The following is a 13,372-nucleotide window of genomic DNA, read 5'->3' on the forward strand; positions in this document are numbered from 1 at the left end:
CGGGATCACCTCAGGAGCTCGCGGGCTGCCGTCAGGATTTCGGTTTCGTCGACCAGTACCAGGTTCGCGGCGTCTCCGAGCGGGATGTAGCTGTCGGCGCTGGTGACCCGCGCGAATCGCACGCCGCCGCCAGCGTCGAGCAGCGCCGCCGCCAGAGCCTCCGAGAGGTTGCCCGTCTTCCGGCACTCGTCCACCACCAGGAGCTTGCCGCACTCCCGGGCGTGCTCGACCACGTCGCGCTCCGGCAGCGGCGCGAGCCAGCGCAGATCGAGCACGCGGGCCTTGGCGCCCGTCTCCTGCTCCAGGCGCCGAGCGGCGCGCAGGCTCATCCACAGGCCGTTGCCGTAGCTGGCGATGACCAGGTCCCGGGCCTCGGGGTGGTACACGCGCGCGCGACCGAAGGGCGCTGCGGCCGGCGGTGGGAGCGCCGCCCACTCGCCATCGCCCTCCGCGTGCAGATCACGCGTGTGGTATAGCGCGATGGGCTCGATCATCACGACCACGCGCCGGGCCTGCTTCGCCAGGGCGAAGGCGGTTCGGTAGAGCTCCAGGGCGTCGTCTCCGCGCGCCGGCACCGCCACCACCACGCCGGGGATGTCCCGCAGCACCGCCACGGAGTTGTCGTTGTGAAAGTGCCCGCCGAAGCCCTTCTGGTAGGCGAGCCCCGCGATGCGCAAGAGCATCGGGTTGTCGTAGGCACGATCGGAGAAGAACTGCATGCTCGCGGCCTCACCGCGCAGCTGATCCTCCGCGTTGTGCAGGTACGCCAGGTACTGGATCTCCGGCACCGGCAACAGGCCCTGCATCGCCGTCCCGAGGGCGAGGCCCAAGATGGTCTGCTCGTCGAGTAGCGTGTTGAACACCCGCAGCGGCCCGAACTTGGCGAAGAGACCCTTCGTCACGCCGTAGACGCCGCCCTTCTTGGCGACGTCCTCGCCGAACAGGATGGCCTCGGGGTAGTGGGCCAGCGCTTCCGAGAGGGCGCCGTTGATCCCCTGGGCCAGCGTGAGCGCCTGGGCGGGCAGGACGCTCGCCAGCGTCGCCGCTTCGGTCTCCACCGCCGGCCCGACGGGGCTCGTCAGCGCCGCCGTCACTTGCGTGCGAGTCTCGAGCCGCGGCCGTGTCACCGCCCGGACCGCGGCCTCGCCAACCCGGGCCGCGCAGCGCTTCTCGAGCGCGAGGACCTCGCGTGCGTCGAGCGCGCCGGCGTCGATCAAGTCGAGCGCGGCGCACAGCACTGGGTCGCGTGCCTCCGCAGCTTCGATCTCCGCGGGTGAGCGATAGGTCGTGTCCACGTCGCTCCCCGCGTGACCGAGCAGGCGGACCGCGCCCAGGTGGAGCACCGCGGCGCGCCGTGTCTTCCGGCAATACTCGACGGCCGCGCGGGCGCTCCTGTAGGTCGCCGCGAGATCCCAGCCGTCCGCGCGAAAGTAGGCGAGGTGCGGCAGGGCCCGGAGGCGCGTCTCCACCCAGCCCTCGGGCGTGCGCACGCTGATGCCGAGCCCGTTGTCTTCGCACACGAGCAACAGGGGCAGAGGCAAGTTCTGGTGCAACGTCCAGCTCGCGGCGTTGAGCGCACCGAGCGCTGTCGAGTGATTCAAGCTGGCGTCGCCGAAGCTCGCGAGCGCGAGCGCCGACTTCGCGTCGGGCAGCTCGACGCCCAGTCGCGGCGCGCGCTCCAGGGCGAAGGCCAGGCCGAGGGCGCGGGGCAGGTGAGAGGCGATGGTGCTGGTGTTGGGGATGATCCCCAGCGGCTTGCTGCCGAAGACCTTGTGACGGCCGCCGCTGATCGGCTCCTCGCTCGAGGCGACCAGCGAGAGCACGATGTCTTCCACCGCGTCGATCTCCGGCACGTGCCGGGCTCGCTCCAGCTGGAACGCGGCGCTGCGATAGTGGACGATGGCCGGGTCGGTTGGTCCGGTCAGGCGGCCGAGCACGACGTTGGCCTCGTGGCCCGTGCTGCAGATGGTGTAGTGGCCGAGGCCTTTGGCGCGGAGCTCGTGGGCGCAAAGATCGAGCTGGCGAGCGAGCAGCATCGACTCCAGCAGCTCGCGGCCGAGCGCTGCGGGCAGGTCCCAGTCGGGGCGGGGGGCCTTGGCGGCGTGGCTCGTGAGCCGGTCGGCGAAGCGCTCGACCAGGTGGCGCACTCTCTCGAGCGACATGGGGCGGCGAGCGTAGGCCCAAGCCTGGTTCGTCCGCAATTCCGCTCGGCGCGCCCGCGCCGCTTTGCACGAGGTCGTGCCTCGGCGCTAGGCTCCGGAGTTGGGACGATGCCCTCCGACCATCCCGACACTCCGGAGGATGCAGCGCCGCCGCCCCGCGTGACGGCGCCGGACGAGCCCACGCAGCTAGACGTTCGGCCCAAGCGCGAGCCGGAGGTCATCGAGCCGAGCGCCGCGGGGCAGGAGCCCGAGCCAACCGAGCCCAGCGCGACGACCGGAGGCAGCTCGGCGCGCACCGAGAGCGGCGTCACCGGCGTCACGGGCCTCGCGCTCACCCGCGGCGGAGCGGCCAGCGGCGTCACGACCGCGTCGTCGCTGATCTTGCGCAGCGAGGAGCAGGCCAGGGCCGTAGCGCTCTTCCGTCTGGTCATCATCGCGGGCCTGGCCGGCATCGTCGCGGTCTGGCTTCCCGAGCGCGTCTCGCCCGGCCGTTGGCCCGCCACCCTGTCCAGCGGCTTCACGGTGGCCGTGAGCGCATGGCTGCTGTTCGAGTTCAAGGAACCGGAGCGATTCAGCGCGCAGAAGCTCCTGTTCCAGGGGCTGTGCTGCGTGGGGACGATCCTGTTCTTCGTCTACTACGTGGGCATCTTCTCGCCGGTCATCATCGCGATGTACATCGGCATCTATTTCTTCGGGGTCGGCGACTCGCCGCGATCGGGTTGGGCCATCTACTTGACCGGAGCCACCGGGTACCTGGCGCTGAACGTGGGCGCCATGCTGGGCCTTCTGCCCACGGACCAGTCGGTGATGGCGCTCTCGACGCCGGAGCTCTCGAGCATGTTCGCGGTCACCGCGGTGTGCCAGGTGCTGTTCGTGGCGACCTTCTGGATGGCGCGGCGGAGCCGGCAGGCCACGCTGGCCGCGTTCGAGCGCCTGGAGCGCGCGGCTCGCCAGATCCGCAAGCGAGAGGCGCTGCTGAACGAGGCGCGGGCCGAGCTGGATCAGGAGCGCGCCGCGAAGGAAGGCCGCTTCACCGATCAGCAAGTGGGAAAATACCTGGTCGGCGAGGTGATCGGCCGGGGCGCGATGGGCGAGGTCTACCGCGCCTGGGAGCAAGGCGCCGAGCGGGCCGTCGCGATCAAGTTCCTGGCCGCGGCCATGATCGAGGACAGCGCGGCGCTCGAGCGCTTCTTCCGCGAGTCCGAGATCGCCACCCGCGTGCGCTCGAAGCACATCGTCGACGTCCTCGATCGCGGCGTGGCGGAGGGCGGCTCGCCGTTCCTGGTGATGGAGCTGCTCGAAGGCGCGGATCTGGCCCAGATCCTCCGCGAGCATCGCCGCCTGGGCATGGCGGAGGCGCTGGAGCTCGTGCAGCAGGTCGGCGAGGCGCTGGCCGCCGCCGACGAGAGCGGCATCGTGCACCGCGACCTGAAGCCGCAGAACCTGTTCCGCACCCAGAGCGGCGGCAAGACCCAGTGGAAGGTGCTCGACTTCGGGGTCTCGAAGGTGAAGGACGCTGCCAAGGACCTGACGCTGGGCGCCGCGGTGGGAACGCCGAGCTACATGTCGCCGGAGCAGGCGCGTGGCGCGCCGGTGGACCACCGCGCCGACGTGTTCGCCCTTGGCATCGTGGCCTACCGCGTGCTGACCGGAAAGCCGGCGTTCACGGGACCCGACAGCGCGAGCACGCTGTACAACGTCGCGCACGTTCAACCTGCGCGCCCCTCGGATCTGGCGCGCCTCGGCCAGGACGTCGATCGCGCGCTGGCGCTGGCGCTGGCCAAGGAGACGGACCGGCGCTTCTCTTCCTCGAGCATGTTCGCGACCGCGCTGGCGGAGGCCGCCAAGAACCGGCTGGACGAGCGCCTGCGGCGTGACGCCGACGCGCTGCTCGAGGCCATGCCGTGGGGCAGCGACGTGTTGCAGGTGCTCACCGCCGAGAACAAGCGCTGGCGCCGCACGGATTCGGCCAAGCCCCGCGCGAGCTTGCGGCCCCCGGGTCGCGCCGCGGGGAGCTGAGCTGGTTCAGCCCTTCTTGCCGGGCACGCGGTCGTCACCTTGGCGGCGCGTCGTGCCCTCGCGGTCGAGCTGCTCGAGCAGCGGGATCGCCTGCTTGCGCGAGACCCCGGCCAGGTCCTTGAACTCGGGCACGCTCATCACGGAGTGCTCGGTGAAGAAGGTCACGACTTTGCCGCGCAGCGCTTCCAGTGGCCGCTCGGCGAACCAGAGCCCGGTCAGGCGTCGCGCCTCGGTCTCGCTCGACAGCCGGCTGAGCGCGCTCTTCACGCGCTCGGGGCGCTCGTCGGGCAGCCGTGCCAAGAGCGCGGCGTCGCTCACCCCTTCGAGCCCCGCCGCTTCCAGCACCTCCAGCACCCGTGCCCGCGTCCGCGCGGCCTCGGGTCCGGCCGTGTCCGCGAAGGAAGCCAGACAGACGACGCCGGCGGTGAGGCGCACCCGCCCGCTCTTCGCCACGCGCTCGAGGGCGAGGTCGGACACCTCGCGTCCGGCGCGCCCGACCAACTTCGCGCGCAGCGTCTCGAGCGACATGCCAGGCTGGTCCGGGTGCTCGCGGTGGTAGCGCTCGAGCCGCGCGCAGATGTCGTCTGCCAAGGCCTCCAGGTTCGACGGGAGCGTGTAGGCCTCGCCGGGCAGGGCCAGCGCGTCCGCCGGGCCCTTGCGCTTCTTGCCCGTGAGCCAGCGGGCGAGGTCGCCGGGCTCGAGCCCGAAGCGCCGCTCGATCTCGGATCCGAAGATCGGCCGGGGCGCCGCCAGCTCCATCAGGCCACCCAGCGCCGCCGCCCAGTCTCCTTGCGCCACCAGCGCCAGCGTCGCCGCGCGGCGCTCACGGCCGGCGGAGTCGCGGCGCTTCGGCAAGGGGCCAGCCAGCGCGTCGAGCACGCGTCCTCCGGCGAGCACCGCGCCGTGCTCGCGGGTGGTGTGAAAGCCGCGCAGCACCACGCCCACGCCGCCCTGGCACGGCACCGGCTCGTCCAAGGCGAGCTGGAACAGGCTCTCGCCGATGCGTGCCACCCGAGCGCCCACCCGCGTCGTGCCGAGGTGCACGATCACCGGGCTCCCGTCGGCGAGATCGCGGTCCGTCCCGGGCAGCGCGCTCAGCAACGCGTCGAAGCGGCGGGTGACCGACAAGGACGGCTCCAGCGTGAGCACGTCCCCGCGCGCCACGTCCGAGACCTCCAGCCGCGCCAGGTTCACCGCCACGCGGCTCGGCGCGGCCACCGCGCGCACCGAGCGGCCGTGCACCTCGAGGCCGCGGCAAGCGCTCTCGACGATCCCGCGCGAGCTCGCGACCCAGATCGTCTCGCCCAGCGCGAGCGTGCCCCGGGTCAGCGTGCCGGTGACGACTGTGCCCGCGCCCTTCACGCTGAACACGCGATCGACCGGCAACCACAGGCGGCGGCTGTCCCCGCGTGGCGGCGTGGCCTGGGCCAGTGCCCCGAGCGCCGCCCGGAGCTCGGGCAGCCCTTGCCCGCTCGGGATGGCGGTCGGGACCACAGCCGCTGCCTCCAGCCCCAGCGCCTCCAAGGTCGATCGGATGTCGGCCTCGGCGAGCTCCAGCATCTCGGCGTCCACCAGATCGGCCTTCGTCAGCGCCACCACCACGCGACGGATCCCCAGCAGCTTGCAGATGTGCAGGTGCTCTCGGGTCTGCGGCATGACGCCGTCGTCGGCGGCCACCGCGCACAGCACGCCGTCCACGCCACCCACGCCGGCGATCATCGCGTGCACGAGCTTCTTGTGCCCGGGCACGTCGATGAAGCTGATGCCGGCCTCCGGCAGCTCCGCGAAGCCGAGCTCGATGCTGATGCCGCGCCGCTTCTCGTCGGGCAAGCGGTCGGTGTCCGTGCCGGTGAGCGCGCGGATCAGCGACGTCTTCCCGTGGTCCACGTGGCCCGCCGTGGCGAGCACCACGCGGCGGCGGCTTTCGGCAGGCTCCGGCACCGGGAGAAGGTAGCAACGCTCGCGCCGAGCTGGTAAGCCTTCCGGCGGAAGCGCTTGGTACGCTGGCGCGGCCCTCGGTCTTCAAAACCGATGGGGCCTCGGTGAACCCGGGGTCCGGTGGGTTCGATTCCCATGCGCTTCCGCCAGGCGCTGCCGCCTCAGGGCTTCTCGATCCAGATCTCGACGTTGCGATCCTCGGGCTGCCCGGGACCGGAGCCGCCGGTCCAGCCCGCCACGAAGTCGAGCGTGCCGAGCGTGCGCCCCTCGAGCGCGACAGGGTCACCCATGACCGAGAAGTCCACGTTGGTGGTGCGCAGCATCAGCCAGCCGTTGTCCTGATCGAACACCTCGACGATGCGGATCTGGTGGGGGAAGTCGGCCAGGGCGCTGGTCATCACCTCCCAGTAGGCGTGGCCCGAGGTCGGCGCGATCCACTTCACGCGGTTCTCGTGGGAGTGCCCCACCATGCTGAAGACCACGTTCGGGTAGGTGCCGAGCAGGTCCACCCAGGCCTGCTCCGTGACGGCGTCGGGTTGCTGCTTGCCGCCGAGGCCGGTGCCGTCGCCGAGCGAGCTCACGGCGTGGTGGGAGGCGAGCGCGACCCACTTCCCTTCGGCCTGGGCCTTGTCCAGCGCGGGCTTGATCACGCCGTCGATGTCGCCTTGCCGGAGCAGCCCTTCGGAGCCGCCGGTCTCGGCGGCGGTGTCGAGCACCAGGAAGCGCAGCGGCGTGCCCGGCACGTCGAAGGTGTAGATGGCCTTGCCGCTCTTGGTCTGTTCGCTCCCGACGCCGTGCCCGTCCGCGTCGGCGGCGATGCGCGCCATGATCTCGGTGCGCATCAGCGGCAAGCGCGCGTCGTCGGGCACGATCTCGGTCTTGATCAGCGGGCCGCCGGGTTGCGACCAGTCCCGAGTGCCGCCGGCCGACTCCGTCCCGGTCGCTTCGGCCAGCTTGAGCGCGGAGACGGGCAGGTTTCCCTGGATCAAGATGTCGTGGTTGCCGGTGACCCAGTACCAGGGCATGGCCAGCCCCGGCGCGGCGAACGGATCCTTGCCGTCGTTCTTGGCGCCCTTCTTCGGGTCGTCGTCCTTGCCGGAGTCGCACTCGATGGAGTCCTTGCCGCTCAAGAGGCCGAGCACCCAGTCGATCTCGTTCTGCTGCGCGCTGTCGGCGTTGTCGCCGCCGAGCAGGAGGAAGTCGATCGGATCGGCCTCGTGCAGCTCGTTCACGCTCTGCACCGCGGCGTTGACCATGTGGCAGATGTTCACGTCCTGCGGGCGGTAGGCGCCTGCGGTGGCACCCGGCGAGTCGAACGAGGCCAGCCGCGTCGGCGACTCGTCGTCCGCGAGCTGTAGGTCCGGCATGTGGACGAAGCGCGCCACTCGCTTCGCTCCCGCGCCGGCCGCGGGAGGCGTCTTGCCCGGGGGCGTGCGGGTGCCGTGGGCCTCGCCGCCGGCCTCGACCAGCTTGCCGAAGCCCTCCTTCAGCATCTCGGCGCGGCTGTCCGGATCGCTCGGCTTGCGCCCATCCGGGGGAGACATGGGCGCGAGCTCCGTCAGCAGCGTCACCTCGGTGGTCAAGCGCACCGGCTCCTTCGGGATGCCGCCGCCGCCGCCGCCGCCGTCGTCGTCGGAGCCGCACGCGCACAGGCCGAGGGTCAGGAGCAGCGGAAGCGTCGAACGCGGGAAGAGCATGACGACAGTGTACGCTGTCGATGACGATTCGGCGACGCTCAGTGGAGAGCAGCCATTTCGGCCAGCAGTTCCCGCGGGGGCTCCGGCATGGCCCCGCGGTGACTGGCCACGAAGCTGGCGTAGCGGTTCGCCCGCGCGACCAGGCGCTCGAGCGGCGTGCCGCGGCAGAGCTCCAGGCATAGCGCGGCCGTGAAGGCGTCCCCCGCGCCGACCGCGTCGCCACCCGGCAGAGCCGCGAAGCCCGGGTGGCTCGCCGAGGCGTTGCGGGTGTGGAGCACCGCCCCGCGCGCGCCGCGGGTCACCGCCACCACGGAGATCCCGCGCGCGAAGAGCGCGGCGACGGGGTCGTCGCAGCCGAGCGCCTCCCCGACGCGCTCGGCTTCTTGCTCGTTCAGCTTCACGACGCTGGCGCGGTCGAGGGCGAGGCCCAAGGCCTCATTGCTCACGTGGGGCGGGCGCACGTTCAGATCCGCGATCCGGAGGCAGCTCGGCGCCAGGCTCGCGAGCGCCCGGCCGAGGGCTCCCGAGCCGAGCGACGTGCGCTGCGCCAGCGTGCCGAACACGAAGGCGTCCGCGCCCGCGAGCTCGCGCTCGAGCTCCGGCGAGACCTCGATGCGATCCCACGCGGCCTGCTCGCCGATGCTGAAGCGCGGCTCGCCGTCGGTGAGCTCGACGTGCACGCTGCCCGTCGGGCGCTCGGGGTCCACCCCGACGAAGCGCACGTCCACTCCGTGCCGCTCGAGCTCCGCGCGGGCGCGCCGCCCGAGCGGGTCGTCGCCGACGCGGCTGACCAAGAGCGCGCGGGCGCCCAGCGCCGCCGCGTGAAAGGCCATGTTGGCCGCCGCGCCGCCCAGGCGCGGACCGTCCGGGAACAGGTCGAAGAGCAGCTCTCCGAAGGCCACGATGCGCGGGCTCCGCTCCACGTCCGGGAGCCTCTCACAGACCGCGGCGGTTTGCTCGACGCGCCCCGCCGTGCTTGGCTCCGGCGCCGGATGACCCGCTCCGCCGTCCTCCTGGTCGCGTTCACCGCGCTCGGCTGCGGGGCGCCCGAGCCTCCCGAATCGACAGGCGGGACGAGCGTGCCGTCCGGGCCCTGCGGGCGCGGCGTCGCCGTGGCGCACCAGGACGAAGGCTACGCCTCCTCGAACGTCTCGCTGCTGGACTGGAAGGGCAAGGTCCTCTCCTCGTCGTTCATCTCCAGCGCCACCAGCGGCGCGAAGCTCTCGGCGAAGCTGACGGGTGACGTCGTGCTGCCGACCGCGCCGACCACGGGCGAGCGCCTGGTGCTCTTGGACCGCTACCCGGCCGCGGTCATCACCTGGGTGGACGTCGAGTCGGCCGAGGTCTCGGCCCAGCTCAGCGTGCGCTCGGGGTTCGCCGCGAACCCGCACGACTACTTGGAGCTGTCCGCGACCCGCGGGTTGGTGACGCGATTCAATCGAAACCCCGATCCCGAAGCTCAGCCGCTCGATCGAGGGGACGACGTGCTGGTCCTGGATCCGAGTGCGCCCGAGCCGGTCGGGCGCATCGATCTCTCGCCGGCGCTGGCGGGTTCCGGCGGCGGCTACAAGGCCAGCCCGCACCGCATGATCGCCGCCGCTGGGCGCGTCGTGGTCTCGCTCTTGGCGCACAGCACCGACTACTCGGACGCCTTGCCGTCCCGCCTCGCCGTCATCGACCCGAGCACGGAGTCGCTCGGGCAGGTGCTCGTGCTCGACGGACTCTACGAGTGCAACGGCCTGGCGCTCTCGCCGGACGGCCAGCGGCTGGCGGTGTCTTGCACGGGGCGCTTTCAGGGCGACTCGGAGCCCGCGCCCGGCGAGTCGGCCATCGCGGTGGTGACGGTCGGCGACGCGCTGGAAGAGGTCGCTCGCTTCCCAGCGGATCCGCAGGCGCCGTTCGGCTTCAGCGTGTCGTGGGCCAGCGAGCACACGCTCGTCGCCAACACCTTCGGGCGCGAGACGGCGCCGACCCGTCCCGATACTCTGGTGGAGCTCGACATCGACACCGGCGCGCGCCGAGTCCTGCTCGAGTCGAGCGACCGGCCTTTCACCCTCGGCGACGTGCGCTGCGCCGCCGCATGCGGCACCTGCTTCGCGACCGACGCCGGGCGCGCCGTCGTACACGCCTTCGGGGTGGACGCTGGCGGCCGCCTCGGCGCCCCGAGCCCAATCCACGTCAACGACGCCATCGGGCTGCCACCCCGCTGGCTCGGTCAGTTCTGAGCCCGCCGTGCTGTTCGACGTCCTCACCCTGGTGCTCGGGATCTGGCTGACCATCCGCAAGCTGGACGTGCGGCGGCGGGAGGCGAGCGAGCACCCCGGCGTCGATGCCGCGGAGTTCGGGCGCTGGAAGGAGCTGGCGCTCGGCGCCTACGGCCTGGGCAGCCTGGGCTGCTTCGCGAAGCTCGCCCTGGACTACCTGGTGCAGCTCGGCGGCCCCCGGCTCGGCGTGCCCTGGCCGGCGATCCGGGTCGCGGGGCTCCTGCTCTTCGTCGCCTGGGTCGGCGTGCTCGTCACGGTCTGGGTGCGGGCCAACCGGGCCAGGAAACTCCAGGAAAAGCTGGGTCTGACCTTCGGCCCCCGCCCCCCTCCGGACGCGGCCTCGGACTGAGGGCGCCCTGGCTCCGCCGCCGGAGGAAGGACTGCCCCTGAGCAGGCGTAAAGAGGGGCGTCCATGACTGAACGCGAGCGCCTCTCCACCACGCTGGGCATCCTGCTGGCGGGCCTCCTCCAGGCGGAGGAGGAAGAGGCGGAGAGCCAGCGCCGCCCCCGGATCCGCTCGGAGAGCGGCGTGTTCCGGGTGGGGGAAGAGGGTCTGGGACCCCTGGACCCGCCCTTCGACCCCGGCGACGCCCGGCTCTAGGGGGTGTCCCTGATTCGCGCTCCGCTGGTGGCAGCAAACGCCACGCGACGCTTCCATTCGGTCGAAACGGCGGTCCCGGCCGGTTCTCGCCCTCGAGTCTCGATGGCGAAACGTGATCTGATCATGGCAAGACTGCTCGAGTGATCCCGGGGCTCGGCTGCGCGCCGAGCGGCGGGCATAGCGCATCGGCGCGCACCTGCGCCGAACCATGGACTCCCTCTAGCCGACCACGCCCATCGCCCGGCCGACCTTGGTGAACGCCGCGATGGCCTGGTCCACGTGCGCCGGCTCGTGCTGCGCGGAGAGCTGGACGCGGATGCGGGCCTCGCCCTTGGGGACGACCGGGTACGAGAAGCCGATCACGTAGATGCCCTCTTCCAGCAAGCGGGCCGCCATGTCCTGGGCGAGCTTCGCGTCCCCGATCATGACCGGGACGATGGGGTGGATGCCCTCCTTGATCTGGAAGCCCGCGGCCAGCATGCCCTTGCGGAAGCGAGCGGCGTTGCCCATCACTCGCTCGCGCAGCTCCGCGCTCTGGTCGAGCAGGTCGAACACCGCGAGGCTCGCCCCGGCCACCGCCGGCGCCAGCGTGTTCGAGAACAGGTACGGGCGCGAGCGCTGGCGCAACAGCTCCACGATCTCTTGCCTGCCGGTGGTGAAGCCTCCGCTGGCTCCGCCCAGCGCCTTGCCCAGCGTGCTGGTCAGCACGTCCACCCGGGACAGCACGCCGAAGTGTTCCGGGGTGCCGCGGCCGGTCGGCCCGATGAAGCCGGTGGCGTGAGAGTCGTCCACCATCACCAGCGCGTCGTAGCGCTCAGCCAGATCGCAGATCCGGTCCAGCTTCGCCAGGTAGCCGTCCATGCTGAACACGCCGTCCGTCGCGATCATGCGTAGTCGCCTACCGGCGGCTTGCTTCAGCGCCTCCTCCAGCGCGGCCATGTCGCCGTTCGGGTAGCGCAGGCGCTCGGCCTTGCAGAGTCGGATGCCGTCGATGATGCTGGCGTGGTTGAGCGCGTCGCTGATGATGGCGTCCTCGGCGCCGAGCAGCACCTCGAACAGGCCGCCGTTCGCGTCGAAGCACGAAGAGTACAGGATGGCGTCTTCGCTGCCGAAGAACCTGGCGATGCGGGCCTCGAGAGCCTTGTGCAGATCCTGGGTGCCGCAGATGAAGCGCACGCTCGACATGCCGAAGCCGTGGGTGTCGAGGGCTCGCTTCGCGCCGGCGATGACCGCCGGGTGGCTCGAGAGGCCGAGGTAGTTGTTGGCGCAGAAGTTCAGCACCTCCTTGCCGGCGGACGAGATGCGGGCGCCCTGCGGCGTGGTGATCACGCGCTCGCTCTTGAACAGCCCTGCTTCGCGGATGCCGGCGAGCTCGGCGGCGTAGATGGCCTTCGCGCGGTCGTACATCGCAGTCTGCGATCTGCCATGCCAAGACGGCGAAAGTCCAGTCAGAACTCGAGCACGACCTTGGGGAAGGTCTTGATGCGCTCCTCGAAGGAGTCCTTCTCGTATTTGTCGAATTTCACGATGGGGCCGTCGCCGCGGTTCAGGATCACGTCGTAGATCAGGTCGTGGATGTTCGGGTCCCGCGACTCGAGCAGGTGGCGCGTGATGTGCCAGGTCTCCCAGATCCGGCGCCCGATCACGCTGTGCAGCGCGATACCGTCCACGATCAGGCGATCGAAGCTCTCGATCACGGCGTCGCCGCTCTTGAGACCGAACAGGATCACGTCGCCGCCACGCCGCGCGCAGTGGATGGCGTTGTTCACGCTGGAATTCAGCCCGCTCATCTCCAGCGCCACGTCCACCCCGACGCCGTCGGTCAGCTTGCGCACCTCGGCGACCAGCGACTTGTCGTGCGCGTAGTCGTCGGGTCCCGTGTTGCCCGGCGAGAGCACGTGGTCCGCCCCCAGCTTCCGCGCCATGGCCGCATGGTTCGCCACGGGCTCGATGCCGATGATGGTCTGGGCGCCCAGGGCCCGTGCGATGGCCACCGCGAACAGGCCGATGGTGCCGCAGCCCACGATGGCCACGCGCTTGCCGCGCAGGTTGACCTTGGTGCAGGCGTGGACCGCGTTGCCGAACGGCTCCTGGATGGCGGCGACCTCCGGCCGGATCTTCTTGGTGTCGGTGCGCCAGATGACCTGCGCGGGCAGCTTCACGTAGTCCGCGAAGGCGCCGTCGTAGCTGATGCCGATGATCAGATCGTCGGCGCAGACGTGGGCGTCGCCGTTGCGGCACTGGTAGCAGACACCGCAGAAGATGTGGCTCTCGGCCGCGACCATGTCGCCGACCTCCAGGCCGTGGGTGCGCTTGGCGTCGCTGCCGACGGCGACGATCTCGCCGAACAGCTCGTGGCCGATCACACGCTGGTCCCTCGAGCGGTGCAGGGCCTTCGCCTCCTTGTCCAGCGAGCCGACGATCATGTCTTTGAAGGCGCGCCGGAACCAGATGCCGCGGTCGCTGCCGCAGAAGCCGACGAAGCGCGGCTTGATCAACACCCGGGAGCGGTCCTGATAGTCGTTCTTCTCGTCGAGCTCGGCCTTGGGCACGTCTTCCAGGCGCAGGCCCCGGCTCTCTTCCCAGGGGTCCTTCGCGCGATCGTACACCAGGGCCCGCATCGACTCGGTCATGCTCGGCTCCTCATACGACCGACGCTGTCCGCGGTCGAGAGGCTGGCGGGTGCGGGCC

General features: G+C 71.2%; 10 protein-coding genes and 1 tRNA gene. 5 read left to right on the top strand and 6 right to left on the bottom strand.

The annotated features are described in order from the left end of the window. Positions 1-5: 5 nt before the first annotated feature. Positions 6-2,162, bottom strand: coding sequence for an MFS transporter (locus tag HS104_40330; GenBank protein MBE7486207.1), 2,157 nt, complete (start codon positions 2,160-2,162; stop codon positions 6-8). A 108-nt stretch (positions 2,163-2,270) separates the two neighbouring features. Between HS104_40330 and HS104_40335 the strand changes: the two genes are divergently transcribed. Continuing rightward, positions 2,271-4,181: a protein kinase gene (locus tag HS104_40335; GenBank protein MBE7486208.1), complete on the top strand. Its 1,911-nt coding sequence runs from the start codon at positions 2,271-2,273 to the stop codon at positions 4,179-4,181. A 6-nt stretch (positions 4,182-4,187) separates the two neighbouring features. Here HS104_40335 and selB read toward each other — a convergent pair whose 3' ends face one another. Then, on the bottom strand, positions 4,188-6,122 hold the full coding sequence (gene selB, locus HS104_40340; protein MBE7486209.1) for a selenocysteine-specific translation elongation factor: 1,935 nt from the start codon (positions 6,120-6,122) through the stop codon (positions 4,188-4,190). A gap of 46 nt (positions 6,123-6,168) precedes the next feature. Between selB and HS104_40345 the strand changes: the two genes are divergently transcribed. Further along, positions 6,169-6,268 (top strand) — tRNA-Sec (locus HS104_40345). A 12-nt stretch (positions 6,269-6,280) separates the two neighbouring features. On the opposite strand, the gene HS104_40350 is transcribed toward HS104_40345, so the two are convergent. Both HS104_40350 and HS104_40355 read right to left on the bottom strand, forming a co-directional pair. Then, entirely contained in the window at positions 6,281-7,816 is a 1,536-nt protein-coding gene (locus HS104_40350; GenBank protein ID MBE7486210.1) for a metallophosphoesterase, read from the bottom strand. A gap of 38 nt (positions 7,817-7,854) precedes the next feature. Continuing rightward, positions 7,855-8,739 (bottom strand): carbohydrate kinase, encoded by an 885-nt coding sequence (locus HS104_40355; GenBank protein ID MBE7486211.1) that lies wholly within the window; start codon positions 8,737-8,739, stop codon positions 7,855-7,857. Positions 8,740-8,808: 69 nt separating this feature from the next. Here HS104_40355 and HS104_40360 point away from each other — a divergent pair, with 69 nt between their 5' ends. The 3 genes from HS104_40360 (at position 8,809) to HS104_40370 (ending at position 10,681) form a co-directional block, all read left to right on the top strand. Further along, on the top strand, positions 8,809-10,041 hold the full coding sequence (locus HS104_40360) for a hypothetical protein (GenBank protein MBE7486212.1): 1,233 nt from the start codon (positions 8,809-8,811) through the stop codon (positions 10,039-10,041). Between the two features lie 7 nt (positions 10,042-10,048). Then, complete coding sequence (locus tag HS104_40365) at positions 10,049-10,429, top strand: hypothetical protein (protein MBE7486213.1); 381 nt, start codon at positions 10,049-10,051, stop codon at positions 10,427-10,429. Positions 10,430-10,492: 63 nt separating this feature from the next. Beyond that, on the top strand, positions 10,493-10,681 hold the full coding sequence (locus tag HS104_40370) for a hypothetical protein (GenBank protein MBE7486214.1): 189 nt from the start codon (positions 10,493-10,495) through the stop codon (positions 10,679-10,681). 219 nt (positions 10,682-10,900) lie between these two features. On the opposite strand, the gene kbl is transcribed toward HS104_40370, so the two are convergent. Next, on the bottom strand, positions 10,901-12,088 hold the full coding sequence (gene kbl / locus HS104_40375; protein MBE7486215.1) for a glycine C-acetyltransferase: 1,188 nt from the start codon (positions 12,086-12,088) through the stop codon (positions 10,901-10,903). Positions 12,089-12,129: 41 nt separating this feature from the next. Beyond that, positions 12,130-13,314, bottom strand: coding sequence for a zinc-binding dehydrogenase (locus HS104_40380; GenBank protein ID MBE7486216.1), 1,185 nt, complete (start codon positions 13,312-13,314; stop codon positions 12,130-12,132). Between the last annotated feature and the right edge of the window lie 58 nt (positions 13,315-13,372).

It is taken from the genome of Polyangiaceae bacterium (assembly GCA_015075635.1).
Taxonomy (GTDB): domain Bacteria; phylum Myxococcota_A; class Polyangia; order Polyangiales; family Polyangiaceae; genus JADJKB01.

Excerpts from the sequence above, each read along its gene's own strand:
- HS104_40330 (MBE7486207.1), bottom strand. The coding sequence starts at position 2,162 with ATGTCGCTCGAGAGAGTGCGCCACCTGGTCGAGCGCTTCGCCGACCGG.
- HS104_40335 (MBE7486208.1), top strand. The coding sequence starts at position 2,271 with ATGCCCTCCGACCATCCCGACACTCCGGAGGATGCAGCGCCGCCGCCC.
- HS104_40350 (MBE7486210.1), bottom strand. The coding sequence starts at position 7,816 with ATGCTCTTCCCGCGTTCGACGCTTCCGCTGCTCCTGACCCTCGGCCTG.
- HS104_40360 (MBE7486212.1), top strand. The coding sequence starts at position 8,809 with ATGACCCGCTCCGCCGTCCTCCTGGTCGCGTTCACCGCGCTCGGCTGC.
- HS104_40370 (MBE7486214.1), top strand. The coding sequence starts at position 10,493 with ATGACTGAACGCGAGCGCCTCTCCACCACGCTGGGCATCCTGCTGGCG.
- kbl (MBE7486215.1), bottom strand. The coding sequence starts at position 12,088 with ATGTACGACCGCGCGAAGGCCATCTACGCCGCCGAGCTCGCCGGCATC.
- HS104_40380 (MBE7486216.1), bottom strand. The coding sequence starts at position 13,314 with ATGACCGAGTCGATGCGGGCCCTGGTGTACGATCGCGCGAAGGACCCC.